Here is a 26627-nt window from a genome sequence, read left to right as displayed (position 1 = left end):
CCATCCATGCCCCGTGCGGGCACCGATCAGTGCTGGTGTGGGCCCTCGCGGTGCACCGGTCCGTGGGCGTCCGCGCAGTGCCCGTCCGCGTCCGGAGGTTGCTCGCCCGCCCGGCCGACCGACAGCAGCGCGTCCTGCACGTGGTCCACCTGCAAGGTGGTGTGGGTGATCCCGTAGTCCGCGCGCAGCATCTTCTCCAGGTCGCGGCGCACGGCGTGGCAGTCGCCCGCCGGTTCCACCAGCACGTGCGCCGAGAGCGCCGCCTGACCGGAGGTGATCGTCCAGATGTGCAGGTCGTGCACCTCGGTCACCGGACCGTGCGCCACCAGCCGGTCGCCGACCGAGTCCGGATCCACGTGGGCGGGAGCGGCCTCCAGCAGGATCCGTCCGGACTCGCGGATCAGCCCGTACCCCGCCTTGACCATCAGCACCACCACGATCAGCGTGGCGATCGCGTCCGCCTGGACGAAGCCGGTGGTGAGCACGATGAGACCGGCCACCGCCGTCCCGATGAAGGCGAACAGGTCGTTGAGGATGTGCTGGTAGGCGCCCTCGACGGCCAGCGAGGACCGGTTGGCCTTGGAGATGCACCACGCGCAGACCACGTTGACCACGATGCCCGCCAGCGCGGTGACCAGGACCAGCCCACCGTGGACCTCGGGCGGATCGATCAGCCGGCGGACCGCCTCGTACGCCAGCCAGAGCGCCAGCAGCAACAGGGTGAGGCCGTTGGCCTGCGCGGAGAGGATCTCCGCACGCTTGAGCCCGTAGGTGAACCCGCCGCGCGCCGGCCGGGCGGCCAGCCGCATGGCTATGAGCGCCAGGACGATCGAGACGGCGTCGGTCAGCATGTGGGCGGCGTCGGAGATCAGGGCCAGCGACCGGGCCACGACACCGATGACGACCTCGACCGCCATGAACGCGCCGATCAGGCCGAGCGCGATCCCCAGCCAGCGGCGGTCGGCGTTCTCCACGACCCCGTGCGCGTGCCCGCCATGGCCGCCGTGCCCGCCCGCCCCCTCGGTCCCGCCCGGCGCGTGGTCGTGTGCGTGGTCGTGCGCACTCATCGCTGGTCCCCCGTCCCTTCGATCCCGTCGGCCCGCCCGGATCCGCCCGTCGGTCCGCTCGGATCCGACGGTCTGTTCGGATCCGACGCGTGAAGTGAAGCGCACCCGCACGGGATCGGCAAAGGCTGCAACGGGGACCGTTGTCATTACCCATAAGACCGCTCTGACCTGCGGCGATGCCAGGCAGTGGCCGAACGGGCCCGATCGGCCGTCCCGTGGGAAAATCGCCTCATGGTCCAGCGCCACGGTGTGCCGACCGCCCCCGAACTGGTCATGGAGACCGACCGGGGGTCCACCGTGATGAGCCCGGGCCGGACCTACCACGTCGGCCGCGACCCCCAGTGCGAGATCTGCTTCGACGACGCCCGGGTCTCCTGGCACCACGCCGTACTGCGCCCCGACGGCGACCACTGGACCGTCGAGGACGAGGGCAGTACGAACGGCACCTGGGCCGAGGGCCACCGGGTCCGGGCGTGGAGCGTCGGCCCCGGCAGCGAGCTGCGCTTCGGCCACTCCCTCAACGGCCCGCGGGCCGTCTTCGCCGCCCCCGGCCGCCCCCAGCCCGCCCCGCCCGGCCGCCCCGCCGCGTCCCCGCGCCCCTCCTCCGTCACCAACCCGGCCTTCACGGGCACCTTCCGGCGGCCCACCTCGGTCCGCGCGCTCCCGGCCCGCGGCGCGGGCGCACCGCGCACCGCACTGGCCATCGGCCGCGACCCCGACAACGACCTCGTCCTCGACGACCTCGTGGTCTCGCGGCGCCACGCCGAACTGCGCGCCCTCCCCGACGGCGGCTACGAGATCGCCGACCTCGGCAGCCACAACGGCACCTACCTCAACGGCTACCCCGTGGACCGGGCCGCCCGCCTCACCGAGGGCGACATCGTCGGCATCGGCCACCGCGCCTTCTGCCTCGTCTCCGGACAGCTCCAGGAGTACGTCGACACGGGCGAGGTGTCCCTGGAGGTCCAGGACCTCACCGTCGCCGTCGACCACGGCCGCAAGGTCCTCCTCGACCACGTCTCCTTCCCGGTCGGCGCCAAATGCCTGCTCGCCGTCGTCGGCCCCAGCGGCGCGGGCAAGTCCACCCTCCTCGGCGCCCTCACCGGGCTGCGCCCCGCCGACCACGGCACCGTCCTCTACGACGGCCGCGACCTCTACCGCGACTACGCCGAACTCCGCAGCCGCATCGGCCTCGTCCCGCAGGACGACATCCTGCACGCCCAGCTCACCGTCCGCCGCGCCCTCGGCTACGCCGCCGAACTCCGCTTCCCGCAGGACACCGCGAAGGCGGAACGCGAGGCCCGGGTCACCGAGGTGATCCGGGAACTCGGCCTCGACCAGCGGGCGGACCAGCCGATCCACAGCCTCTCCGGCGGCCAGCGCAAACGCGTCTCGGTGGCCCTGGAACTGCTCACCAAACCCTCCCTGCTCTTCCTCGACGAGCCGACCTCCGGCCTCGACCCCGGGATGGACCGGTCCGTGATGCACATGCTGCGCGGGCTCGCCGACGACGGACGCACCGTGATCGTCGTCACCCACAGCGTGCTCAGCCTCGACGTCTGCGACCGGCTGCTCGTCCTCGCCCCCGGTGGCCGGATCGCGTACTACGGCCCCCCGGACGAGACCCTCGGCTTCTTCGGCTACGACCAGTGGCCCGAGGCCTTCGAAGCCTTCGAGAACGACCAGGGCCGCGACTGGGCAGGGGAGTACCGGGCCTCGCCCTACCAGCGCCGCTACGCCACCAGCGCCGCCTCGCCCGTGCGCGCCCGCACCGACGGCGCCCCCTCCGCCTCCGCCGCGGGCCTGCGCGTGCCACCGCCCAAGCCGCAGAGCTGGGGAGCTCAGCTCCGGACCCTGGTCCGGCGCTACGCCGCCGCCCTCGGCGCCGACCGCACGTTCCTGGCCATCATGGTCGCGCTGCCCTTCGTCATGGGAGCGATGGCCCGAGCCCTGGCCGGCAGCGAGCTGACCCCCGAGACCGCCATCAACGCCCTGCTCATCCTGAACGTGGGCGGGGTGCTGACCGGCGCCGCCAACGCCGTGCGCGAACTCGTCAAGGAACGCGTCATCTACCAGCGGGAACGCGCCGTCGGGCTGTCCCGATCCGCCTACCTGATGTCCAAGGTGGTGGTCCTGGGCGCGATCACCGTCGCCCAGGCCGTGGTCCTCACCCTCGTCGGCCTCTTCGGCGTGAAACACAACGCACCCGACGGCAAGGGCGTCCTCCTGCCGCCGCTGATCGAGATCACCCTCGCCGTGGCGCTGCTGTCCTTCACCGCGATGATGCTCGGCCTGCTGGTCTCCGCCCTGGTCAAGAAGGAGGAGGTCACCATGCCCTTGCTGGTCCTCCTCGCCATCGTCCAGGTCGTCTTCTGCGGCGCCCTGCTCCAGCTGAACGGCGTGCCGGTGATCGGGCAACTGGCCTGGTTCGTACCCTCGCGGTGGGCGCTCGGAGCCATGGCCAGCACGATCGACCTCGGCGCGCTCGTCCCCGGGAAGATCACCGACGATCCGCTCTTCGCCCACTCCACCCGGATCTGGCTGCTCGACCTCGGCATGCTGGTCGCCCTGTCCCTGCTGTTCGGGCTGCTGGTCAGCCGCCTGCTGCGGCGCCACGAGCCCGCGATCATGCGGAAGTAGGGGGAACTGACCCGATGACGCTGCCGACGGGAGGCCCGGACGGGATCGCGGACTTCCGGCCCACGCATGTCGTCCCGCAGGAGGGGCTGCCCGCATGGGAGGCCCCCGACCTCTCGCTGGCCACCACCCCGCTGGACCCGTTCCTCCCCGTACAACTGCTGTCCCGGCGCGGGGAGTGGGGCGAGATCCTCTGCTCCAACGGATGGTCCGCCTGGGTGGACGGCCGGCTGCTGGTCGCGGTCCCGCAACCGCCCCCCACCGCCGGCCGGCCGCTGAGCCGTACGGAGGACCCGCGCCCGCTGCTGGCGCGCTCGTGCGACGCGCTGGAGCGCTACCGGCGGGCCGTGGAGGACCTCGCCGCCGGGCGCGCGGACACCGAGGCGTTCCGGCGGGGGACCCGCGGGCTGCGCGCCGGGGTGGTCGTGGACGGCGAGTCCGTCTGGATCTACGACGAGAGCGACGGACGCTGGATGTACGGAGACGGCACCCGGCTGACGACGTACGCGGTCCCGGCCGCGCCGGGCGCCCGCCCTGGCCCGCCGACGGGCGCCGGCGGGGCGGGGGACGACGGGGCGGGCGCCGGCGCGCGGCAAGCGCCGCCCCAGCCCGACGGACCCGGCGGCGGATCGGCCTCCCACGCACCGACCAGGCTCGTGGGCCTCCCGGACGAGGACCAGGAACCGGGCGCGGGACCGGGCCCGGAGACACGATGACCGCCGGGGAGGCGTCCGGGTCCGGCGGAGGGGAGGCGGCCGGGGAGGCGTCCGGGTCCGGTGGCGCGTCCGGTCCCGGATCCGACGCGGAGCCGGTCCGCGGGCGCCCCTCCGACCTCCGGGGCAAACGCATCGCGGGCTACCAGGTCGAGAGCGAACTGGGCCGCGGCGGCATGGCCGTGGTCTACCGCGCCCTCGACCTGCGCCTGGACCGAACGGTCGCGTTGAAGCTGCTGGCCCCCGAACTCGCGCGCAACGACACCTTCCGGCGCCGCTTCGCCCACGAGTCGAAGGTCGCGGCCGCCATCGACCACCCGCACATCGTGCCCGTCTTCGAGGCGGGCGAGACCGACGGGCTGCTGTACATCGCCATGCGCTACGTCGCCGGGCAGGACCTGCGGGCGATGCTGGACCGCACCGGCCCCCTCCCGGTGGAGGCCGTCGCCCGGATCGCGGGCCAGGTCGCCTCCGCCCTGGACGCCGCTCACGACCACGACCTCGTCCACCGCGACGTGAAGCCCGGCAACATCCTGGTCGCGGGGGGTACGGACAGCGAGCACCCCGAGCACGTCTACCTGACCGACTTCGGCCTGACGAAGAAGTCCCTGTCGCTGACCGGCTTCACCAGCGTCGGCCAGTTCGTCGGCACCCTCGACTACGTGGCCCCCGAGCAGATCTCCGGCAAACCGGTGGACGGCCGCTGCGACGTCTACAGCCTGGGCTGCGTGGTCCACGAGATGCTGACGGGCGGCCCGCCCTTCCAGCGCGACGACGACATGGCCCTGCTCTGGGCCCACCAGTACGATCCCCCGCCCCCGCCGTCCTCCCTGCGTCCGGAACTCCCGCCCGCCGTGGACGACGTGCTCGCCCGCGCCCTGGCGAAGTCCCCGGAGGAGCGCTGGCCCAGCTGCCTGGCCTTCACCTCGGCGCTGCGCACCGCGGGCGCCGGCAAGGCCGCCCCGCGCGTCCCGGCCCTGCCCCCGTCCCCCTCCGCCCCGGCCCCGCCCCCGCCGGGTTGGGCCCTGCCGGTCTTCCGGCGGCGGTCGGGCTGAGTGCGGTCCCGGGGGCGGGCGTCACGGGGTGTGAGGGAGTCAGGGGGCGGGAGGGGAGTCAGGGGGCGGGCTCGCTTCGACCCGGCCGCGGCGGCGGACCGGGGTGGCCAGGAGGGCGCCCAGGAACCCGGCGACCGCGCCGCACACCAGGGCGAGGGCGACCGTACGCCACAGGACGGGGACCAGCCGCACCTTCCCGCCGAGTCCGTCCACGTCACCGATGCCGAGCAGCGACAGGCCGAACCGGGCCTCGACCCCGGCCAGGAGACAGACCACGAGGGTGCCCACGGCCAGGGCGACGCCCAGGTGCAGGGCGTGCTGCCAGGGGCGCACCCGCGCGGAGGAGCGCGCCGCCATCACGAAGCCCGCACCGAGCAGCAATACCGCGGCGACGGCCACCAGCCACCAGGCCCTGGAGTCCTGCCGGGCCAGTGAGCCGACGTCCACGGTGGAGAGGTCGGGCGTGCGCAGCACCTCGTCCAGGACCTTGGGCATCGGCAGCCCGAAGGGACCCTCGACGTGGCCCTGCCAGGCCCCGCCGAACCCCAGGGTGAGCGCGAGCCAGGCGAGGTTCGGCAGCCCGAGGAGGACCACGGCCAGGGTCTCCCGACCGTGCCCGCCGGTGGCGGCGACCACGACGCCGACGACCACGCCGAGCGCGACGTACGAAAGGAGCAGCGCGACGACGGCGGACGCGGCCGGGCGCACGGCCCCGTGGAAGCGGACCAGCCGGGCCGGCAGCGGCGCGCGCCGCGACACCAGCAACGAGATCAGCAACAGGCCCAGGATCCACAGCAGTCCGAAGAACAGGGTGCCGGGCAGGGTGCTCTCGAAGCCCACCGTCGGTGCGGAGTCGAGCAGTTCACTGATCTCCCCGATCGGCGAACTTCCGGTGGAGAGGCCGAAGGTGTGCCGGGCGTAGAGGGCGAAGGCCGTCAGGGCGAGCAGCCAGAGCAGCACCAACGGGGCGGCCCGGGAAAGGAGTTCACGCGGTCGGGCGACCGCGTGGTGGCGCATCGGGCGCAGGAAGCAGAGGGCCGTGGTCAGCGCCCCGGCCAGGCTGACGGACAGCGGCATGACCGAGAGCCCGCCCTGGGCCCCCGCGAGGAAACCGGCCCCGCCCGTCACGTCCACCGTGCCGCCCGCGGCCATCACGACCACGGCGGCCACCACGTGCGGGAAGGCCCCGCCGGGCAGCTCGTCCGCGCCCGCGCAGAGCAGGCCCGCCGCCGCGACGACGGTCATCGCGGCGAAGCCGGCCAGGACCGCGATCAGCGCGTCCAGCCACACCCGCTCGGAGCTCCGAGATGTACGGCTCACACGCAACGGTAGGCACTCTCGGCTTGCGGGCACCACCTGAACGGCGCACACAATGGTCGGCAGGAGTGCACGAAATCCACGGGATCCGGTGGTTTCCGCAGGAACGAGCCTTTGGTGACATGCGGAACATCCACCCGGGTACCGGAACTCCTCCGTCTGGGAAGAAGAGCCCGTGACAACGCAACCTTCCGGCCAGTCGCCGCCCGAGCCCCCCTCGGGACCTCCTTCGGGATCTCCCTCGGGGGCGCCGTCAGGTCCGCCCTCCGGCCCGCTCTCGGGCGGGCGGCACGGCCCGCCGCCGCCCCCGCCGGGTGCGCCCCCCGGTGGTGGCCCGCCCGGATCGGCCGGACCGCCGCCCCAGGGCCCGTGGTGGAAGTCCGTACCGCGGCTCGTCACCGCCCTCGTCGCGGTGGCCGCCGCGATCGCGCTGACGGTCGTCCTCACCCGGCCCTCCGGACCCGCGCACAACGAGGGCGAGGTCTTCCTCCAGACCACCTCCGCATCGGGCCCCGACCCCTTCACGGAGTCGACGGTCGCGCAGACCGCGGCGGAGGAGATCCAGCCGACGACCACGGCCACCGTGCCCACCACGCCGGTGCCGGGCAGGACGCCGACGGTCGCCCCGACGGATGCCACCCAGGGAGCCACGGTCACCCGCAGCGTCAGCGGCTCGGCGCCCGGCCTGTACGGCGGCACCAAGGACATCGCCAGCTGTGACGTGGAGAAGCAGATCAAGGTGCTCTCCGCCGACCCGGTCAAGAACAGCGCCTTCGCCTCGGGCCTCGGCATCCAGCCGGTCGCGGTACCGGGCTTCCTGCGCTCGCTCACCCCCGTGCAACTGCGCGCGGACACCCGGGTCACCAACCACGGCTACCGGGACGGCAGGATCACCAGCTACCAGGCGGTCCTCCAGGCGGGGACGGCCGTCCTCGTGGACGACCGCGGCGTGCCGCGGGTGCGCTGCGCCTGCGGCAATCCCCTGGGGCCGCCGGTGGCGCTGCAGGCGAACCCGAAGCGGTACGGGCAGCCGTGGACCACGTACCACCCGGCGAACGTCGTGGTGATCGCGCCGTCGGTGACGGTCATCAACAAGTTCGTGATCTACGACCACCAGGACCGGCGCTGGTACGAGCGGGACCGCGGTGACAAGCCGAGGCACGACAAGCCGGTGCCGCCGCCGGTGATCCCGACCCCGACGTTCACGCTCCTGCCGACCCCCACGGTGACGCCGACGCCGACCTTCACGCCGACGCCGACGCCGACGCCGACGCCGACGCCGACGCCCACGCCGACCGTCACGGTGACGCCGACGCCGACGGACTCGCGGTCGTTCTCCCCGCTGGTGTCGCCGTCCGACTCCGGCTCGTCGTCCCCGTCCGCGTCCCCGTCGTCATCGGAGTCACCCTCGGCGACGGAGTCGGAATCGGCAACGACGTCGCCGTCCCCGTCCCCGTCCGACTCGGTGTCGGTCTCGCCGTCGCGCGAGGAGTCCGAGTCCGCGTCCCCGAGCGAGAGCCGTTCGCCCTCGCCCTCGCCTTCGCCCTCCCGCACGCATTCGCCTTCGCCGTCCCATTCGGCGAAGCGTTCCGCGCAGCCCCCGGCCCCGGTGTCCCCGGCGGAACCAACCCCTCCGGCGCGGCCGACCCCTACCGCTCCGGAGCCCTCACCGGTACTGCCCCCCACGGCAGTTGAGCCGCCCCCCGTGGCATCCGTACCGCCGGCCCCCACCCGGCCCTCCTTGCCGACGCCGCCCCCCATCCGACCGACCCCCTCCGTACCGGCCCCGCCCCCGCCCCCGACGCCGACCACTGACAACGGCAACGGCAACGGCAACGGGAACGGCAACGACAACGGCAACGGAGGAGCCGGGTAGCGCAGGAGCGCACCGCAAGAGCATGCGACGGGACCGGCCTCCCCCACCCGGGGAGGCCGGTCCCGTCCGCGGTCCGACGTCCGGACGCTGGCCTTCTCACCCTGCCCGACGGATCCCGCCCAGGGCGCCGCCGGGTCGTCGGCCGCGGAAGCGCGTGCCGACCTGGGTATTTGCCAGGTGAGCCCGCTCGGCCGGTGGCGACTTTTGGGCCTCGGTTCACGCGGGCTCGACCGGTATCGGGGGAGTCCTCGAAATGGAGGTGCTGTTCCCTGGCATGCGCAGGCAGGATCTCCTCATGTCGACAGATGTCAGCGGGATGATCGAGTGCCGGCCGGGGGGTCGTCTGTGGGGCGCTGACGACGAGGACTCCGGATGGGAGGCCGGTATCGATCTCCTCCTCCTCAACATGGGCAACGGCTACGACGGCCTGGCCTGTCTTTTCGGAATCCGGAACTACTTCGGTTTCCGGCCCCTCGCGGAGGGGCGCGGCTTTCCGGATGACGCCTCGGAGGGGCTGCGACGTGAGTTCGCCGACTGCGGCGGTCTTCGCGATGTGCACGGGACGACCTGGCTGACCTGGTCCGAGTTGGAGGCCACGGACTGGCAGGGGACCGACGCCTCGGGCACGCGAACCCGCGCCTCAGCCGCGGGGATAGACACCCAATGGGGCCCAGTCTGGAAGGTGATGCGCATCCTCAGCGAAATCCATGGCGCCGAGAACGTACGCCTCGTCGTGTGGTTCCACTGACTCGCGGCTGAGCGTCCGGCCCCGGCCGTATGCGCGATACACGCGCCGGCCCACTGGCCCGTCGGCGGGGTGGTGGGCCGGCCTCATCGCCGAGTTCGCCGCGCAGGACGAGGACTTCGCCCGCTTGTGGGCCGAGCGGGAGGTCAGCGTCAACGGGCGCGGCCGCAAGGTGCTGCGGCATCCGGTCGCAGGTGCGATCACCGTCGACTTCGAAGTCCTGCTGCCGCTCCAGGACCCGGAACTGCGCCTGCTGGTCTACCGCGGCCGCGGACGAGGAAAGCCGCGCGTCCCTGCACCGGCTGTGCGGCGGTGACGGGTAACGGGAAGACTGACAATCCACGGTTGGTCGCAAGAAGCGTGACCACGTGGTGGCCCACTCGACGGGCAGTTCCTCGTCAGCTCGCGGCCCCTTCTTCGCTGGTGTCTCCGCGGTCTAAGCGGCGCCTGTCGTGTCGTTGATCTGGAAGGTGATGACGTCGACTTCGTCGGTCGCCGCCAGGTCCGGGTAGTGGCCCTTGAGGCCTTCCCGGAGTTCGGTTGCGGTCGTCAGCGCTTCGGCTCGGGCGTCCTGGTCGGTGAGGTCGCGGACCAGGCAGTGCCTGATGTCGGTCACTTCTGCCAGCAGGACGACTTCGGGGTCGCTCTCGAACACCAGCCGTGCCGGCCCTCTTTGGGCCGGGTCCCGGAAGCGGGTGGTCTTGGTCTTGGCGCCGGAGCGGACGGCTTCGAGGTAGCGGGGGTTGAACCGGATGATCGGGGGGCCCGTCGTCTCGGGGTCTTGGTAGAGCGATGGGTCGAGACCGGCCATGCCTTCCGGGGTCCATCGCTGGGTCAGCGGCAGCAGGTCGGCGGCGAGAACGGACCGGGGCCCCGCGGGCGTGGGCACGATGACGCGCATGGTGGGGTAGTGGTCCACGAAGACCTGCCGATCGCGCCCGCACGGGCCGACGATCCCCCGCCCGTGGTTTCCCACGGCGACGATGCAGCGCATCTGGCGGGCGCCCTGGGCTCGTGCGGCTCCCAGAGCCACGAGCTCGGCGCAGGGCCCGCCGGTGAAGTGGTAGAGGTTCACGCCGGCGAACATCCGGTAGTCGGCGGCCATGACCGCGGCGCCCATCGTGTGGATCCCGTCCTCGTCGGGCCCTGCGTCGGTATGCGCGTCTATGGTGCGCCGGGCCAGCTCCACGAGCGCACGCTCGTCATCATCGAGAGCTCGTGCAGAGGGCGGTACGTACACGGTTTCGGCCTCCTCTTCCGTCAACGGTCGTCGAAGATCATTCCACGCGATGTGGGCGGGCTCCACGGGATTTCGGCTGCCTTGACCGGGTCCCCGCGGTGGTCCGTCACCTGCCGCAACCCGCTTCGGTGAACGTGGGCCCCCGGGAGGGTGAGTCCGCGGGGTGGGGCTGGCTGTGGATCGGAGCGGTCCGCTAGAACCTGGGCATGATGATCAATAGCCTGACGCGCGCCTGCGCCGCGCTCGCCCTCGTCGCCCTGCCGCTGATCTACCCGACCTCCGCGGTCGCCGCGGTGGGGGCGGTGGGGGCGGTGGCGCCCTGTCCCGGCGGGTCGGTGTGCTTCTACACCGATGCGGACTTCGGCGGGCAGAGCTGGCAGTGGTCGCCGCGCAGCGGGTACCGGGACATGCCGCCGCAGCTGCACGACCACGTGGGCTCCTTCGTGGCCAATGTGGACGCGTGCTTCATCGACTGGAAGCCGAAGGAGACCCGCCAGGTCCGCGACGGTGACTGGCGGCGCAGCTACCGAGGTGACTTCGGTGGTCGCATCGACGCCGTGCAGTCGACCTGTTGACCGCCCACCCGCGACCGCTGGCCACTGACTGTGTACGCGCGGGTGAAGGATGGTCGCGCAGGGTGACGCTGGGGAGGGGTGCCGCGGCTTCCCGCCGCGCGGCGGGCCGATGGGTGAGACCCTGGCTGCATGGCCGAAAGGGGTAAATCCCCCACGGTCGACTGGCCTGCCCGCCCGGACCTGAGCCTCGCGCTCAACCGGATGGGCACCTTCGACTGGGACCTCGACAGCGGGCAGATGCACCTGGACCCGACCGCGCTCGAGGTCTTCGAACTGCGCCCGGAGGAGTTCACGGGCACCCCCGGCGGGCTCCGGGTGCGGATCCCGCCGGGTGAGGAGGCCCGGCTGGACGCGCGGGTCGCCCAGGCGCTCAAGGACGGCCGCAGCCACTACGGCGCCTACTTCCGGATCCGCCGTCGCGACGGCGCCCTGAGCTGGACCCACATCCAGGGCCACATCCTGCGCGGCCCGAGCGGGCGCCCGTACCGGATCATCGGGATCGTCCGGGACGCGGACCTCGACCCGGGAGAGCCGGGGGCGGGCAGCGAGCGCGACGAGGGACGGCGCCGCATGACGGGCGTGGTCGAGCGGACCACGGCCATCCTGGCCCACGCCCGGACCGTCAACGACGTCACCGACATCCTCAAGGACCCCGCCGCGCTCGGTCACCTCGGTGCGGTCAGCATCATGCTCGGGGTGGTCGACGGCGGCCGCGTCCACCTGGTGGCGGAGGGGCAGCTGGGCACGTACGTCCCCGAGATCGAGTACACGCGCGTCGACGCGGACCTCCCGATGAGCGAGGCCGTACGCACGCTGCAGCCCGTCTACGTCACCTCCCGCGACGAGTTCGAGCGCCGCTACCCGCTGCTCTGGCGCTACATCTCGCCGCTCTCCGTGCGCAGCGGGGTCTACCTCCCGCTCATCGCCCAGGGCCGCCCGATCGGTGCGATCGGGCTGCTCTACGCGCGGGAGGGCGACTTCACCGCCGAGGAGAGCAACCTGCTGGTCGCGCTGGGCAGCGGCATCGCGCAGAGCCTCCAGCGGGCCATCCTCTTCGAGCAGGAGCACGACCTCGCCGAAGGGCTCCAACGGGCCATGTTGCCCCGCAGCATCCCCCCGGTCCCGGGCGCGCGGATCGCCGTCCGCTACCGCTCGGCGCGGATGGGGCGGGACATCGGCGGGGACTGGTACGACGTGATCCCCCTGGGCGAGGGCCGGGTCGGCGTGATGATCGGCGACGTCGAGGGCCACGACACGGACGCGGCGGCCGTCATGGGGCAGCTGCGGATCGTCCTGCGCGCCTACATCGTGGAAGGGCACACCCCGGGGACCGCGATGGCCCGGGCCTCCACCTTCCTGCGCGAGCTGGAGACGGAGCGCTTCGCCACCTGTACGTACGCGGAGATCGACCTGAGCAGCGGGATGGTGCAGATCGTCCGGGCCGGGCACCTGGACCCGGTCGTGCGGCGCGGCGACGGCAGCTGCCACCGGGTGTCCGCGGCCGGCGGCCTGCCGCTGGGCCTGCCGCCCCGCGACCGGTCCGGGACCGGCTCCGGATACCCGGTCACCACCATGGAGCTGCATCCGGGAGACGCCCTGCTGCTCTGCACGGACGGGCTGATCGAGCGGCCCGGAGCCGACGCGGACACCGGGATGCGGGAGTTCATGGAGGCGGTCCGCGACGGGCCGACCGACGTGGAGGAGCTGGCCGACGCGCTGTGCGACCTGGTCGGCGACTCCGGTACGGGCGACGACATGGCCCTCCTCGTGCTGCGCCGCCGCGGTACCGCCGCCCCGCGCGGCGGCGGCCCGCTGCGCCAGCGGCTCGACCCCGGTGACACCGAGGGGCCGACGCTGGCCCGGCACCTGATCCGGGCGGCGGTGGCGGCCTGGGGCGCCCGGGACCTGGCGGACGAGATCGAGCTGGCCGCCGACGAGCTGATGACCAACGCCCTCGTGCACACCGAAGGGGGCGGCCAGGTGAACCTGCGCCTCACGATCGAGGGCCGGATCAGGATCGAGGTCGAGGACTCCTCCAGCGCCCTGCCGCGCAAGCGCGAGGCGGGTGACTGGGCCGTGTCGGGGCGCGGGCTGATGCTAGTGGACCGGCTGGCCGACGAGTGGGGGGTCGAGCCGAAGGGGGCGGGGAAGTGCGTCTGGTGCGAGTTCTCCCTTCCCGTCGCCTCGGTCGTCGCCACCGCCGACCTGCCACCGGCCGTACCCGTCCCGCCGGGGTGAACGGGCGTCAGACGGAACGGGCGTCAGACGGAACGGGCGTCAGCCGGTAGGGGCGTCACGCGGTACGGGCGTCAGACGAGGGCGTTCGGGCCCTGGGTGGCCTTCGCGTGCTGCATCGCCGTCAGCCGGCGGACGAAGCGGACGGCCAGCACGCCCGAGGCGAGGAACAGCAGGTCCCCGGCGAACGAGACCGTCATCGAGGTGCGCAGGACCGTCGCGCTGTCGGAGGCGCCCAGCCGGTTCGCGACGGCCTGTAGCAGGTGGGAGCCGGCCCAGGTGGCCCACCAGGCCACCACCGGCCCGTAGGAGACGCGCCGCCACGAGCCGTCGGGCGCCGCCTGCGCGCTCGCTCCCCAGATCTCCGTGGCCGTCTTGAACGGCAGCCACAGATGGCCGATCGGGATGAACCAGCAGCCCACCGCCCACCGCGTTCCCCGACCGAAGCCCTCGGGGGCGAAGACCCCGGCGTTGACCCGCACCCGGTGGAACCAGACGAGGAAGAGGACGGCGGTCGGCAGCTGCGCGAACAGCGCCAGGCTGGAGGCCATGCTGGCGAACTGGGCGGCAGCGGCGTACCCGCTCATCGTCGCCGACGTCGGGCCGTCGTCGATGAAGGCGGTCAGCGAGGCGTACAGCCGGTAATCGGCGAGGAGTTGGGGCAGGGCGACGACCGTGGCCAGGACGAGGAGCACGCTCGACGCGGTCGCCATGCCGACGGGCGAGCGCAGCACGGGCCCGGCGGGCTCCACGGCGGCGGAGTCGTCCGCGGGCCCGCACGACTCCGGCGCCTCGATCGGCTCCGGCGCCGCGGTCGGCTCGGGTGAGCGGGGTGCACCGGATGGTGCGGACGCAATGACGGACATGCTGAAGGACCCCCCACGGGTACGGATGATGCGGACGAGCGCGGCCTCAGAACGCGGCGTTCGGGCCCTGGACCGCCTTGGTGTGCTGCATCGCCGTCAGTTTGCGGACGAAGAGGACGGCGAACACGGCCGATACGGCGGACAGCAGGCTGCCGACCGAGTCGCTGGCGCGGCTGATGAGGTTGGCGGCGATGAAGGTCACCCACCAGACGGTGACGGGCGTGACGGAGACCGCGCGGGCGGAGCCGTCGGGTGCGGCCTGGGCGCTGGCCCGCCAGATCTCCTGGGCGATGCGGAAGGGGAAGAAGAGGTTCACGATCGGGATGAACCACGATCCGATGGCCCAGCCGGGCCCCTGGTCGAAGAGGTCGGGACGGAACACTCCGCCGTTCACCCGGGTCCGGTGGAACCAGACGATGAAGACGGCTCCGGTGCCCAGCAGCAGGACGAGCTGGGTGATTCCGACGGCGGCGTACATGAGCGCGGCCCCGGTCAGCGGACCGTCGCCCTCGATGTCGGCGGCGGCGTCCGTGCCGAAGCCGATGACGGCCGCCGCGAGGTCGACCGCGCCCGCGACGGCGAGCAGGATCGTGAGGGCGGTGGCCAGCCCCTTCGGCGAGCGGAGCGTCGAGGAGGCGGGTACGGGCGGAAAGACGGGTACGGACGGACTGGTGGCGTCACAGGACATGACGAAGGACCCCCCACGGGTACATATGATGCGCATAAAGAAACCCGCCGAGGGCGGGGCCTGCGCGAACATACGTCAGATGATCATTGGCTGTCCAAGGATTTCGCGGGGCGCGCGGCGAATGGCTGAATCGACGAAATGGTGGTCGTTTCGGCAGATCATCCCGTGATCGACCGCCTCATCCTGCCTCAGTGCCCACATTCCGCCCGCTGCTGACGTTCCTGCTCGCCACGGCCGTTCTGGCGGGCCCCGCCCCGGGCGGTCCGACCGCCACCGCCGCGACCAGGGGCGGCGACACCGGCAGCCCGGATGCCGGTGTCGAGACCGCCCGCTCCAGCCGGCCCCTCGCACCCGGCCTCCGCCTCGACTCCTACGACCGACTGGAGCGCGACCGCTGGCTGCGCGTCGACGAACTCACGGTCGACCTGGGCACCCCCGGCGTACGCGCCGAGTACCTGGGCGGGAACGGCCCGGCCACCGTCGCCGACCTGGCGGCCCATCACCGCGCCGGACCGGGCCGCCGGGTGGCCGCGGCCGTCAACGGCGATTTCTTCGACATCGGGGCCACGGGTGCGCCGCTGGGCCCGGGCATCCGCGACGGTCGACTCCTGCACGCCCCCGCGCCGGGTGCGGGGGCCGCCATCGGATTCGGCGCCGACGGTACGGGGCGGATCCTGGACCTCGCACTGACCGGCAGCGTGACCCTCCCGGCCGACCCCGCCCGGGCGCGGCCCGGGGATCCGGCGGGCGACTCCCGGCCGCTCCTCGGGTACAACACGGCCCGGCCGCCCGCCGACGGATTCCTCGCCTACACCGCCGACTGGGCCTGGGGCCCGCTCCCGCCCGCCGGCCCGGGCGCGGTGCCGGTCGCCGAGGCCGAGGTGCGGGAGGGACGGGTCACGGCGGTACGTTCGCCCGCGCGCGGCACGCCACCCGCCCCCGGCGTCACCGTGCTGGTCGGCCGCGGCCGGGCGGCCGCCCGGGTCGCCGCCCTGCGCCCGGGGGACCCGGTGACCGTCACCGCGGCGCTCCGGCGCGGCGACGGCGGCGCGGACCCGCTGGCGGCCGCCCTGGGCGGGCGCGCGGCCCTGGTGGTGGACGGCGTGCCGCAGGGCCACGACGGCGAGCCGAACGACACCGCCGCCCCGCGCACCGCCGTGGGCCTGGCCCGGGACGGCCGCACGCTCCGCGTCGTCACCGTCGACGGCCGCCAGCGCGACAGCGGGGGCCTCACCCTCACCGGCCTCGGGCGGCTGATGCACGGCCTCGGGGCGCACTCCGCCCTCAACCTCGACGGCGGCGGCTCCACCACCCTGGTCGCGGGCCGCAGCGGGACCCTCGATCTCGACCTGGAGAACTCCCCGTCCGACGGCACCCTCCGCAAGGTCGCCAACGGGTTGGTGCTCACCGTCCCCACCGGCGCCGGCCCGGCCACCGGCTGCCGCGTCGAAGCCCTGGGCGGCGCCACCCGGGTCTTCCCCGGCCTGACCCGGACCCTCACCGCCACCGGCTACGACGCCACGCTCGGCCCGGTGGCTCCCGGCCCCGCCACGGACCGGCCCCGCTGGTCGGCGGACCCGGGTGGATCCGGCCGGGTCGCCGCCGGCGGGGTCTTCCACGCCCTGCGTCCCGGGGGCGCGGCGGTACGGGCCCGCTGCGCGGAGGCCGGCGGAGCGGTCCACCTGGACGTGCTCGGCCCGCTCGCCGGCATCCGGCCGAGCACGCGACGCCTCGGTCTCGCGGATCCCGCCGAGACGGGGGCCTTCGGGCTCACCGGCCTCGACGCGCAGGGCCGAACCGCCCCGGTCGAGGGGCGTGACGTGCGGTGGGAGTACGACCGTACGCGCTGGCGGGTCGGCGAGGACGGGCGCGGCGGGTTCACGCTGACCGCCCTCGTGCCGCGGGCCACCGGACGGCTCCGGGCGACCGTCGCGCCACCGGGCACCCCGGCGCTGACCACCGAACTCGCCGTCGGGGTGGGCCTGGTGGAGGAGGGCCTGGCGGATCTGGACGACGCGGAGCGGTGGCGGGGACCCGGCGCCGGCGCGGCCCCGGGCCGCACCGGGGGCGGGTTGCGCCTGGACCTCACCTCCGGGGCGCGGGGCGAGGCCGTTGCCGCGGCGGACGCGCCGCACCCCTTGCCGCTGCCGGAGTCGGCACGGTCCCTCGGCCTCTGGGTCGAGGGTGACGGCTCCGGGGGCCGGATCACGGCCCGGCTGCGGCAGGGGGACGGAGCGCAGGTCCCGCTGCGCGGGCCCGCCGTCGACTGGACCGGCTGGCGCCGGATCACGCTGCCCGTGCCGGCGTCGGCCGAGCGCCCGCTCGCGCTCGACCGGCTCTCGGCGAGCGCCGGACCGCGTCCCGGCGCGCTGGTCCTGGACACCCTGACCGCCCAGGGTCCGCAGGTCGCGGCGGCGCCGTCGGCCCCGGTGGTACGGGACCCGGCCCTGGCGGCCACGGCCGCCGAAGTCCGGGCCCGGCCCTGGCGGTTCGCGGTGCTCCCCGGTGGTCAGTCGGCGGCGGAGCTACGACGGGCCCGGGCCGAGATCCGCGCCGAACGCCCCGAGCTGATCGTGGCCTCCGGCGACGCGCCCTCCTCCGCCGTGCACCGGGGCGTGCGGTTCCTGCGCCTCGACGGAGGGCACCGGACCCTCGACGGGGGCGGGCTGGAGCGGCTTCGGGCGCTGCGCGAGGGGATCGCCGCCGCGGGCCGGGAGGCCGGCACCGGAGCGCTGGTCGTCGTACAGGACAACGGCGCCGGACCGTCACCCGTGGACCGGAAGGAGGCGGAGCTGCGGGACCGGCTGCTCGCGCAATTCCGGTGGGCGACGGGCAAGGGCGCCGCGGTGGTGACCCTCGGGGGTCCCGCGGCCGCGGTGAGCCGGGCCGAGGGCGTGCTGTCGGTGACGGCGGGGCGCTCCGGGTGGCTGCTGGTGGGAGCCGACGGCGCCGCGGGCGGGGGAGCGGGCGTCGGCCGGGGGCGCGAGTGGCTCTCCGTGGAGCCGCATCCGGGGGGACCGGCTCCGGTACCGGGGGCGGGGCTCAGAGGGCGACGAGGGTGACCTCGGTCGCCTTGACGCTGGTCCACACCGCGGCGCCGTCCGCCAGCCCCAGTTCGGCGGCCGCGTCCGGGGTGATCTCGGCCACCAGGTCCGGGGCCTCGACCGAAGCGACCAGGATGCGGAGCCTGCCGCCGACCGCCGTGATCTCGCGGATGGTGCCCGGCCACACGTTGCGGGGGCTGCCACCCGGCCGGTCCCGGTGGATCGAGACCGCTTCGGGGGCGATGATCGCGAGTGCGGGGGCCCCGGCCGGCAGGGCCTCCGCGGCCACCAGCCGGCCGCCGCCGGGCAGTTCGAGACCCTCCGCGGTGGCGCTGCCGGGCCAGGCGTTGCGCCCGAGCATGCGGGCCACCCAGGGGGAGCGGGGGTGGCGGGTGACCTCGGTGGGCGGGGCGTCCTGGAGGGTGCGGCCGTCGGAGAGCACGAGGACCCGGTCGGCCAGCGACACGGCTTCGACCGGGTCGTGGGTGACGATGAGGCAGACTCCGCCGAAGCCGGCGAGGTGGCGGCGCAGGGTGTGCCGGACGTGGGCGCGGGTGGTCTGGTCGAGGGCGGCGAGGGGTTCGTCGAGGAGGAGCAGGCGGGGGCGGGCCGCGAGGGCGCGGGCGAGGGCGACGCGCTGGGCCTGACCGCCGGAGAGCTCGGCGGGCTTGCGGTGGGCGAGGTGGCCGACACCGAGGCGGTCGAGCCAGGCCCGCGCCTCGGCGCGTGCCGCGGCCCGCGGGACGCCGTGGGCGCGCAGGCCGTACGCGGTGTTGGCGAGGGCGTTCAGGTGGGGGAAGAGGGCGCCGTCCTGGGGGACCCAGGCGACCTGCCGCTTGTGCGGGGGCAGGGCGGTGACGTCGAGGTCGCCGAGCCTGAGTTCGGCGTGGGCGCGCGGGGTCAGGCCGAGCAGGGCCCGTAGCAGGGTGGTCTTGCCGGCGCCGTTCTCGCCGACCACGGCGATGGTGGTGCCGGGCTCGGCGTCCAGGGTCAGTTCGTTGAAGCCGCTCACCTCGGCGTGCAGCGGCCAGCGCTCGGTGGCCGGCGCCCCGGTGGTGCTGCCGGCGGAAGCAGAGGCGGATCCAGAATCGGATCCAGAAGCGGAACCAGAAGCGGATCCAGAAGCGGGGGAGGAAACGGAAGGGGAAACGGAAGGGGAATCGGGAAGGGAAGAGGAGGCGGAGTCCGCGGCAGCGGCCGCCGGTGAGCGGGCGCCGGCGAGCGGGGTTCCGGTCCACCGCCCGCGCAGCCCGATCAGGACGGTCATGGCGATGGCGAGCAGCAGCAGCGACAGCGAGGTGGCCGCTTCGGGTTGGTCCTGGAGGAGCAGGTACACCTGGAGCGGCAGGGTCTGGGTGGTGCCGGGAAGGTTGCCGGCGAAGGTGATGGTGGCGCCGAATTCACCGAGGGCCCGGGCCCAGGTCAGGGCGGCTCCGGCGATCAGCCCCGGGGCCACCATGGGCAGGGTGACCGTGAAGAAGACCCGGACCGGCGAGGCGCCGAGGGAGGACGCGGTCTCCTCGTAGCTCTGCTTGAGACCGCCGAGCGCCCCTTCCAGGCTGATGACCAGGAACGGCATCGCGACGAAGGTCGCGGCGACCACCGCACCCGAGGTGTGGAAGGGGAGGGTGATGCCGAAGGTGCCCTCCAGCCAGGGACCGAGCAGTCCGCGGCGCCCGAAGCCGAGCAGGAGGGCGACGCCGCCCACGGTCGGCGGGAGCACCATCGGCAGCAGCACCAGCGAGCGGACGAGCGCCTTTCCGGGGAACGGCACCCGGGCCAGCAGCCAGGCCAGGGGCACGCCGAGGAGGAGCGAGAGCCCGAGCGCCCACAGCGATACGAGGAGGGAGAGCTTGAGGGCCTCCACGACGCCGGGCGTGGTGAGGTGCGTGCCCAGTCGGGACCACTGCGTGCGCGCGAGGATGCCGAGGAGGGGGAGGAGCAGGAAGGCGACGGCGAGCAGCGCCGGCACCGCGAGGGCGAGCGGCGGCCGGGTGCGGCTGCGGCTGCGGGTGCCGGCCCGGGTGCGGGTGCGACCGGTGGGGTCGTCGTGGCGGCTGCGGAATCTGGCCATCTGCGGTGCCTGCTCTGCCTGGTGTGCCCGCCGGCGACGGGGAGTGGACGGGATGCGCATGCCGATGTGGAAGGCGAAGGGGGAGGTACTGCCTGTCCCCCCGGACCAGGCAGTACCTCCCCCCGCTCGCCCCGTCGGACGCCCCGCCGGAGCGGGGCGCCGGCGGCTACGCCTGCTGGAAGCCGGCGTCCTGGAGGATCTTCCGCGCCTCCGGGGTGCTCAGCCACGCCACGAAGGCGGCCGCGGCCTCGGCGTTCTTGGAACCCTTGAGGCTGGCGGCCGGGTAGGACGCGACGGCGTTCTGCTCGTCCGGGATGTCGACGGTCGTGATCTTGTCACCGGACTTGATGGAGTCCGTCTTGTAGACGAGACCGGCGTCGGCCTCGCCCAGCTCGACCTTGCTCAGCACGGCGCGGACGTTCGGCTCCTGCGAGACCGGCTTCACCTCGACCTTCTGCGCGTCGAGGATCTGCTTGCTGTAGCGGCCGACCGGGACCTCGGGGGCCGCGAGGACCACCTTGATCTTGCTGTCGGCGAGGTCCTTGAGGGCCGCGATCTTGAAGGGGTTGCCCTTGCCGGCGGCGATGACAAGGCGGTTCTTCGCGATCACCGTCGGGTCGTTGACCTCGGCCTTGAGGCCGTCCATGGTCTTGGTGTCGGCGGTCACCAGCGCGTCGGCCGGCGCGCCCTGCTTCACCTGGGCGGCCAGTTCCTGCGAACCGGCGAAGGAGAAGGTGATCTTCGTGCCGGGGTGGGCCTTCTCGTACGCAGCGCCGGCCGTCTTGAAGACGTCGGTCAGCGAGGAAGCGGCCAGGACCGTCAGGTTGGCGGCCTTCGGCGCGGCGGCCGAGGGGGAGCCGGAGGCGCTCGCGCTCGCACCGTCGGCGGCGGGCTCCTTCGCGTCGTCCTTGCCGCAGGCGGTCAGCGGGACGAGCAGGGCGGCGCCCAGTACGGCGGCGGCTGCGCGGCGGCGGTTGGTGCGGGTGGAGAACATGGAGACAGCTCCTCGGGTCTGGCAAGGACCCGCGCCGGTGACGGGCGGAGCGGGTGGAGGCGGGGACGTGGGACGTGCGGTGGCGCCGTGGCGCCCGTGGTGCGATGGCGCCGTGCGTACGAGCGGTACGGGGTGCGGTGCCGTGCGCCGGCCGTCAGGTGCGGTCGATGTGGACGCTGGTGGACTTCACGCGGGCGGTGGCCCGCATGCCGACCTCCAGCCCCAGCTCCTCGACGGCCTCCCGGGTGAGCAGCGAGACCAAGCGGTGGGGACCGGCCTGGATCTCGACCTGGGCCGCGACGTCGCCGAGCTTGACGGCGGTCACGATCCCCGGGAAGGCGTTGCGGGCGGAGGTGTACGGCTCGCCGTCCTCCAAGTGGGCGCCTTGGCCCACCTCCACGGAGAAGGCCGCGAGGTCGCGGCCGTCGATGAGTCGCCGGCCGCCCTCGTCGCGATGGGTCGCGACCCTGCCGGCATCGGCCCAGCGACGAGCGGTGTCGGGACTGACGCCGAGCAAGCGTGCCGCCTGCCCGATGGTGTAGGACTGCATGTGCGACAAGGTAGGGGCGTATCCGCCGCGTTTGCAACTTTGTTGGGATGACCTACATGGCAGATGCCATGCGGGTTGTCGCATCCGACGAACTCCGGGCGGGGCGGCCGGGTCGATAGAGTCGCCGCATGGCTGATGAGGGAACGGCAACGGGAACGGCACGGGTGGACAGCTGGATCTGGTCGGTACGGCTGACCAAGACCCGCTCGCTCGCGGCCGCCGCCTGCCGGGCGGGACACGTGAAGGTCAACGGCGAACGCGCCAAGCCGGCCCAGGCGGTCGGCCCGGGCGACGAGGTGCGGCTCTTCCACGCCGGGCGCGAGCGGATCGTCGTGGTCCGGCGCGCCGTCACGAAGCGGGTCGGCGCGCCCGTCGCCGCCGAGTGCCTGACGGACAACAGCCCGCCCCCGCCCACCCCCGTCGAGGCGGCCGTCGTGGGCATCCGCGACCGGGGCGCGGGCCGTCCCACCAAGCGCGAGCGCCGCGAGATCGAAGGCCTGCGGGGCCGCTGAGGCGCGGGCGGCGCGGCGGACCGTCAGGGCTGGGCGGCGGGGCCGGGGATCACGCCTTGCGGTAGTCGTACGCCTCGCCCGCCGCCGCGGCCACGGCCTCCAGCGGGGCCCCGGTCGACGCGGTCACCACCGCGGCCACCGCGCCCTCCAGGAACGGCGCGTCCAGCAGCCGCGAGCCCGGTGGCAGCTCCTCGTCCAGCAGCAGCGCCTTGACGGTCAGCACCGAACTGCCGAGGTCCGCGATCAGCGCCACCCCGGCGCCCCGGTCCACCGATCGGGCCGCCGCCACGATCAGCTCGGCGCTCGTGCCCAGCGCGCCGTCGGACGTGCCGTCGGGCATGCCGCCCGCGGCGGCCACCGGGGCGGCGGAGCCTCCCGCGGCCAGGCCGCGGGCCAGCTCCGCCACCGACCGGGCGACCGCCGCGCTGTGCGACACCAGCACGATCCCGACGAGCGCCGCGTCCCCTTCCCCGCTCACCGCCCCTCCTCCGCCGGACCGTCCGTCGCATCCGCCGTATCCGCGAGCGCGCGGAGCAGCAGGGCGGCCGAGGTGGCACCCGGATCCTGGTGCCCGATGCTCCGCTCGCCCAGGTAGCTCGCCCGGCCCTTGCGGGCCTGGAGCGGTACGGTCGCCAGCGCGCCGCCCTCCGCGGCCACCGCCGCCGCGCGGTACGACGTACTCAGCTCCGCGACCCCCGGTACCAGCGCGTCCAGCATCGTCTTGTCGCCCGGGGCGGCCCCGCCCAGCTGCGCGACCGCGCCCACCCCCGCGTACAGGGCCTTGCGCACCTGCTCGTCCGAGACCTCGACGGCGTCGCCGAGTTCCTTGCCGGTGCGCCGCAGCAGGGTGCCGTAGAGCGGGCCCGAGGCGCCGCCCACCACACCGATCAGGGTCCGCCCGGCCAGCTGGAGCACGGCTCCGGGCGAGGGCGGCCGCTGGGCGTCGATCTCGGCGCGTACCGCCAGGAAACCGCGCAGCAGATTGCTCCCGTGGTCGGCGTCGCCGATGGGGGAGTCCAGCTCCGTCAACCGGTCCGCCTCGCGCTCCACCGAGACGGCCGTCGCGGCCATCCAGCGCCCGAAGAACTCCGCGTCCCGCACCACGTCACGCACCGGATCTCCTCGCAGTCGATCGCCCGTCAGCCCGCCTTCCCCGCAGCCTACTTCGCCGGGTCAACGGCCCCAGCGCAGCGCGGTGGTCTGCACGGGCGCGTCCCACAGCCGCAGCAACTCCTCGTCGGCGCGGCACAGGGTGACCGAGCACCCCGCCATGTCCAGGGCCGTGACGTAGTTGCCGACCAGGGCGCGGGCCACGGGCACGCCGCGCTCCGCCAGTACCCGCGCCACCTCGGCGTGGAAGCCGTACAGCTCCAACAGCGGGGTCGCGCCCATCCCGTTGACCAGCGCGAGCACCGGCCCGCCGGGCGGGCCCACCTCGTCCAGCTCCCGCAGCACGGCCTCCAGCGCCACCTCCGCGATCTCCCGCGCGCTCATCATCGGGCGCCGCTCCCGCCCGGGCTCGCCGTGGATGCCGATGCCCAGCTCCAGCTCGCCCTCCGGCAGGGTGAAGGTCGGGCCGCCCTTGGCGGGGGTGCTGCACGGGCCCAGTGCCACCCCGAAGCTGCGCGAGGACGCGTTCACGCGCCGGGCGAGCGCCGCGACCCGGTCCAGCGGCGCACCCTCCTCGGCCGCCGCCCCGGCGATCTTCTCGACGAAGAGGGTGGCGCCGGTGCCGCGCCGACCGGCCGTGTGCAGGCTGTCGGTGACCGCGACGTCGTCGTTGACCAGGACCTGCTCGATCCGGAGCCCGTCCTCCTCGGCCAGCTCGGCGGCCATCTCGAAGTTGAGGACGTCCCCCGTGTAGTTCTTGACGATGAACAGCACCCCCTGCCCGCTGTCCACGGCGGTCGCGGCCCGCAGCATCTGGTCGGGCACGGGCGAGGTGAACACCTCCCCGGGGCAGGCCGCCGACAGCATGCCGTACCCCACGAACCCGGCGTGCAGCGGCTCGTGCCCGGACCCGCCGCCCGAGACCACCCCGACCCGCCCGCCCCCGCGCACGTCCCGACGCACGACGATCCGCCGCTCCACGTCCACCTCCAGCTCGGGATGGGCGGCGGCCATCCCGCGCAGCGCGTCGGCGACGACGGTCTCCGGACTGTTGATCAGCATCCTCATGCGTATCTCCCGGTGAGGTTAACGGTGACTCTCTGAGCAGTGTCTTCGCAGGTCAGACTGGATACTCTTGGTTATCGATCTTGGCGGTCCTTGGTGCCTGCAAGCGGATTTCGGCGGTCCTGACGCTGACCTCTCGCTGGCCTCTTGCTGGCTTCGGTGACGCCCAGTCAGGCAACATGCCGACTGCGCGCCGCTCACTGAGACGGTAGGGGAGCCCGCCCCGCAGCGACAGGCAGACGGGGTCCCGGGCGTGGCAGGGGGCTCAGGGTAGAGCTGCTGGCGACAGGCAGAATCTGACCGAAAGCCCCTTACAAGGACATCGTGCCGAGCTCGCGGGCAACGGCTACGAACGACCGGACCATCGGGTTGTCGTTGTCCGAGCGCCAGACCAGGCCCCAGCGCAGCATCGGGGCGTCGTGGAGGTGCAGGTACGTAATGTCCGGGCGGACGTGGAAGCGGGTGACCTGGGCGGCGAAGGAGTGGACGGCTTCACCCGAGGAGGTGATCATGAACAGCGATTCCAGATCAGTGGCGCCGCAAATGTTCCGCTCGATCGTCCGGCCACTGGGGGTGTAGAAGGGCATGAACGCGTCCTCCCAGTAGTCGGGCTGGAGCGAGTCCCCGCCGATCACGCCGTGGTCGGCGAACACCTCCAGGGACACCGACGGCCGGACCGCCAGTCGGTGGTCGGAGGCCACGGCTGCGACCCGGGGCTCCTCGAACAGCACCGGGCCCACGGTGAGATCCGGTTCCTCGACGGGGAGCCAGGCGAGAAGCAGGTCCGCTTCGCCCCTGCGCAGCGGCCCGAACGGATCGGTGAAGCCGTTGTAGCGGAGTCGGATCCCGCACGTCGGATTCAGGGAGCGGAAGGCATCCCAGAAGGGCCGTAGTTCGTGTGCGTTGGAGACCAACAGGTTGATCCGCAGGATGTCCGTCTTGCCCTGGGCGGTGAGCCGCGCCCGGTCCATGCTCGCCTTCAACCCCTGGTAGACGGGGAGTAGGTCGTCGCGCAGCTGTTGACCGAGGAGCGTGAGCCGGACCTGGCGGCTGGTCCGCTCGAAGAGCTCCGCCCCGATGGACCGTTCCTGCTTCTTGATGGCCTGACTGACCCGTGCCGGCGACACGTGCAGCCGCTCGGCCGTCCTCCCGAAGTGCAACTCCTCCGACAACGTCAGGAAGATCTCGATATCGCGCAGTTCCACGCGCCCCCACGCCCCATCTGTTCGCCGACTCTGGCCTCAACCGGCTGTACACGGTGGGCCGTTGATCATCAATTCGCATGTCACTCACAGCGACATCGTCCCGAGTTCCCGGGCGATGCGTACGAACGCCCGGACCATCGGGCTGTCGTTGTCCGAGCGCCAGACCAGGCCCCACCGCAGGAGGGGCGTGTCACGAACGGGGATGTACGTGACGTCGGGGCGGGCATAGAAGCGGGTGACCTGCTTGCCAAGGAGGTGGATGACCTCCCCGCCGGCAACGTACGTGTACAGCTGGTCCAGCGTCGTGACCAGGAACTTCCGTTCGATGTCACGACGGCTGGGCGCGGAGAACGGGACGAAGGCGTTCTCGAAGTACTCGGGCTGGGGTCCGTCCGGCCCCACGACACCGTGGTCCGCGAACGCTTCCAAGGTGACCGACGAGCGGCCGGCCAGCCGGTGGTCGGCGGCCACCAGTGCGACCCTGGGCTCGTCGAAGAGCACTGGCCCCACGGTCAGATCGGGCTCTTCGACCGGGAGCCATGACAGGAGCAGGTCGATCTCGCCGTTGCGCAGTGGGGCGAACGGGTCCATGTAGCCGTTGTGGCTCAGTCTCAGACCCCACTGCGGGTGCTGCGAACGGAAGGCGTCCCAGAAGGGCCGCAGTTCGTGGCCGTTCGTGACCATCAGGCCGATCCGCAGGATGTCCGTCTTGCCCTGGGCGGCGAGCCGTGCCCTCGCCACGCTCGCCTTCAGGCTCTGGAACACCGGCCGTAGATCACCGAGCAACTGTTCGCCCACCGGTGTGAGCCGTACGTGGCGGCTGGTCCGCTCGAAGAGTTGCGCCCCGATCGAGCGTTCCTGCTTCTTGATCGCCTGACTGACCCGCGCCGCTGACACGTGCAGTCGCTCGGCCGTCCGTCCGAAGTGCAGCTCCTCCGACAACGTCAGAAAGATCTCGATGTCGCGCAGCTCCACGCGCCCCCACGTCCCGCTTGTTCGTTAACCCCTGGCTTAATCGACGTTGCATGATCGACCGTTGATGATCGACTTGTCCACACC

The 26627-nt window shown here is 73.4% G+C and carries 23 protein-coding genes; 10 read left to right on the top strand and 13 right to left on the bottom strand.

What is annotated here, in order from left to right; all coding sequences use genetic code 11:
- Positions 1-26: 26 nt before the first annotated feature.
- Positions 27-1067 (bottom strand): cation diffusion facilitator family transporter, encoded by a 1041-nt coding sequence (locus tag ACZ4UB_RS06045; RefSeq protein WP_468068543.1) that lies wholly within the window; start codon positions 1065-1067, stop codon positions 27-29.
- 231 nt (positions 1068-1298) lie between these two features.
- On the opposite strand from ACZ4UB_RS06045, the gene ACZ4UB_RS06040 reads away from it, so the two are divergent.
- The 3 genes from ACZ4UB_RS06040 to ACZ4UB_RS06030 are packed head-to-tail and all read left to right on the top strand — an operon-like array spanning position 1299 to position 5472.
- Positions 1299-3707, top strand: coding sequence for an ABC transporter ATP-binding protein/permease (locus ACZ4UB_RS06040; RefSeq protein ID WP_468068541.1), 2409 nt, complete (start codon positions 1299-1301; stop codon positions 3705-3707).
- A gap of 14 nt (positions 3708-3721) precedes the next feature.
- Positions 3722-4420, top strand: a complete 699-nt coding sequence (locus ACZ4UB_RS06035) for a hypothetical protein (RefSeq protein WP_468068539.1) — start codon at positions 3722-3724, stop codon at positions 4418-4420.
- A complete protein-coding gene (locus ACZ4UB_RS06030) occupies positions 4417-5472 on the top strand; it encodes a serine/threonine-protein kinase (RefSeq protein ID WP_468068538.1) in 1056 nt (351 codons plus the stop codon). The genes ACZ4UB_RS06035 and ACZ4UB_RS06030 overlap by 4 nt, the downstream gene beginning before the upstream one ends.
- A gap of 39 nt (positions 5473-5511) precedes the next feature.
- Here ACZ4UB_RS06030 and ACZ4UB_RS06025 read toward each other — a convergent pair whose 3' ends face one another.
- Positions 5512-6792 carry a streptophobe family protein gene (locus ACZ4UB_RS06025; protein ID WP_468068537.1) on the bottom strand — a complete coding sequence of 427 codons (1281 nt, stop codon included), beginning with the start codon at positions 6790-6792 and terminating at the stop codon, positions 5512-5514.
- A gap of 409 nt (positions 6793-7201) precedes the next feature.
- Between ACZ4UB_RS06025 and ACZ4UB_RS06020 the strand changes: the two genes are divergently transcribed.
- From ACZ4UB_RS06020 to ACZ4UB_RS06010, 3 genes are all read left to right on the top strand, one after another.
- Positions 7202-8665, top strand: a complete 1464-nt coding sequence (locus ACZ4UB_RS06020; protein ID WP_468068535.1) for a DUF6777 domain-containing protein — start codon at positions 7202-7204, stop codon at positions 8663-8665.
- Between the two features lie 253 nt (positions 8666-8918).
- The gene (locus ACZ4UB_RS06015; protein WP_468068534.1) at positions 8919-9413 is read left to right on the top strand and encodes a hypothetical protein; all 495 of its coding nucleotides are present in this window, start codon (positions 8919-8921) and stop codon (positions 9411-9413) included.
- Positions 9373-9726, top strand: coding sequence for an MmyB family transcriptional regulator (locus ACZ4UB_RS06010; RefSeq protein WP_468068533.1), 354 nt, complete (start codon positions 9373-9375; stop codon positions 9724-9726). Before ACZ4UB_RS06015 ends, ACZ4UB_RS06010 begins: the two co-directional genes overlap by 41 nt.
- 120 nt (positions 9727-9846) lie before the next feature.
- Here ACZ4UB_RS06010 and ACZ4UB_RS06005 read toward each other — a convergent pair whose 3' ends face one another.
- Positions 9847-10599 (bottom strand): ASCH domain-containing protein, encoded by a 753-nt coding sequence (locus ACZ4UB_RS06005; protein ID WP_468068532.1) that lies wholly within the window; start codon positions 10597-10599, stop codon positions 9847-9849.
- A 257-nt stretch (positions 10600-10856) separates the two neighbouring features.
- On the opposite strand from ACZ4UB_RS06005, the gene ACZ4UB_RS06000 reads away from it, so the two are divergent.
- Complete coding sequence (locus ACZ4UB_RS06000; RefSeq protein WP_468068531.1) at positions 10857-11225, top strand: peptidase inhibitor family I36 protein; 369 nt, start codon at positions 10857-10859, stop codon at positions 11223-11225.
- A gap of 129 nt (positions 11226-11354) precedes the next feature.
- The gene (locus ACZ4UB_RS05995) at positions 11355-13463 is read left to right on the top strand and encodes a SpoIIE family protein phosphatase (protein WP_468068530.1); all 2109 of its coding nucleotides are present in this window, start codon (positions 11355-11357) and stop codon (positions 13461-13463) included.
- Between the two features lie 71 nt (positions 13464-13534).
- Here ACZ4UB_RS05995 and ACZ4UB_RS05990 read toward each other — a convergent pair whose 3' ends face one another.
- Complete coding sequence (locus tag ACZ4UB_RS05990) at positions 13535-14326, bottom strand: DUF4328 domain-containing protein (protein WP_468068529.1); 792 nt, start codon at positions 14324-14326, stop codon at positions 13535-13537.
- Between the two features lie 46 nt (positions 14327-14372).
- On the bottom strand, positions 14373-15014 hold the full coding sequence (locus tag ACZ4UB_RS05985) for a DUF4328 domain-containing protein (protein WP_468068528.1): 642 nt from the start codon (positions 15012-15014) through the stop codon (positions 14373-14375).
- Positions 15015-15205: 191 nt separating this feature from the next.
- Here ACZ4UB_RS05985 and ACZ4UB_RS05980 point away from each other — a divergent pair, with 191 nt between their 5' ends.
- Positions 15206-18076, top strand: a complete 2871-nt coding sequence (locus ACZ4UB_RS05980) for a phosphodiester glycosidase family protein (RefSeq protein WP_468068527.1) — start codon at positions 15206-15208, stop codon at positions 18074-18076.
- On the opposite strand, the gene ACZ4UB_RS05975 is transcribed toward ACZ4UB_RS05980, so the two are convergent.
- From ACZ4UB_RS05975 to ACZ4UB_RS05965, 3 genes are all read right to left on the bottom strand, one after another.
- On the bottom strand, positions 18057-20132 hold the full coding sequence (locus tag ACZ4UB_RS05975) for an ABC transporter permease (protein ID WP_468068526.1): 2076 nt from the start codon (positions 20130-20132) through the stop codon (positions 18057-18059). The two genes, ACZ4UB_RS05980 and ACZ4UB_RS05975, sit on opposite strands and share 20 nt — an antisense overlap.
- 166 nt (positions 20133-20298) lie before the next feature.
- The gene (gene modA, locus ACZ4UB_RS05970) at positions 20299-21126 is read right to left on the bottom strand and encodes a molybdate ABC transporter substrate-binding protein (protein WP_468068525.1); all 828 of its coding nucleotides are present in this window, start codon (positions 21124-21126) and stop codon (positions 20299-20301) included.
- 154 nt (positions 21127-21280) lie between these two features.
- Positions 21281-21676, bottom strand: coding sequence for a TOBE domain-containing protein (locus tag ACZ4UB_RS05965; RefSeq protein WP_354379466.1), 396 nt, complete (start codon positions 21674-21676; stop codon positions 21281-21283).
- Positions 21677-21804: 128 nt separating this feature from the next.
- On the opposite strand from ACZ4UB_RS05965, the gene ACZ4UB_RS05960 reads away from it, so the two are divergent.
- Positions 21805-22188, top strand: coding sequence for an RNA-binding S4 domain-containing protein (locus ACZ4UB_RS05960; RefSeq protein ID WP_385775649.1), 384 nt, complete (start codon positions 21805-21807; stop codon positions 22186-22188).
- A 49-nt stretch (positions 22189-22237) separates the two neighbouring features.
- Here the strand turns inward: ACZ4UB_RS05960 and ACZ4UB_RS05955 are convergent, their stop codons facing one another.
- The 5 genes from ACZ4UB_RS05955 to ACZ4UB_RS05935 form a co-directional block, all read right to left on the bottom strand.
- Positions 22238-22666, bottom strand: coding sequence for a PTS-dependent dihydroxyacetone kinase phosphotransferase subunit DhaM (locus ACZ4UB_RS05955; RefSeq protein WP_468068524.1), 429 nt, complete (start codon positions 22664-22666; stop codon positions 22238-22240).
- Positions 22663-23289: a dihydroxyacetone kinase subunit DhaL gene (dhaL, locus tag ACZ4UB_RS05950; RefSeq protein ID WP_468068602.1), complete on the bottom strand. Its 627-nt coding sequence runs from the start codon at positions 23287-23289 to the stop codon at positions 22663-22665. The genes ACZ4UB_RS05955 and dhaL overlap by 4 nt, the downstream gene beginning before the upstream one ends.
- 72 nt (positions 23290-23361) lie before the next feature.
- On the bottom strand, positions 23362-24366 hold the full coding sequence (gene dhaK, locus ACZ4UB_RS05945; RefSeq protein ID WP_468068523.1) for a dihydroxyacetone kinase subunit DhaK: 1005 nt from the start codon (positions 24364-24366) through the stop codon (positions 23362-23364).
- Positions 24367-24674: 308 nt separating this feature from the next.
- On the bottom strand, positions 24675-25568 hold the full coding sequence (locus ACZ4UB_RS05940; RefSeq protein ID WP_468068522.1) for a LysR family transcriptional regulator: 894 nt from the start codon (positions 25566-25568) through the stop codon (positions 24675-24677).
- Positions 25569-25652: 84 nt separating this feature from the next.
- Positions 25653-26543 (bottom strand): LysR family transcriptional regulator, encoded by an 891-nt coding sequence (locus tag ACZ4UB_RS05935; protein ID WP_468068521.1) that lies wholly within the window; start codon positions 26541-26543, stop codon positions 25653-25655.
- Positions 26544-26627: the final 84 nt, after the last annotated feature.

The sequence above is a fragment of the Streptomyces sp. NPDC028419 genome, assembly GCF_055565515.1.
The sequence above is the reverse complement of the archived record's forward strand: the minus strand, read 5'-3'. Positions and strand labels throughout refer to the sequence as shown.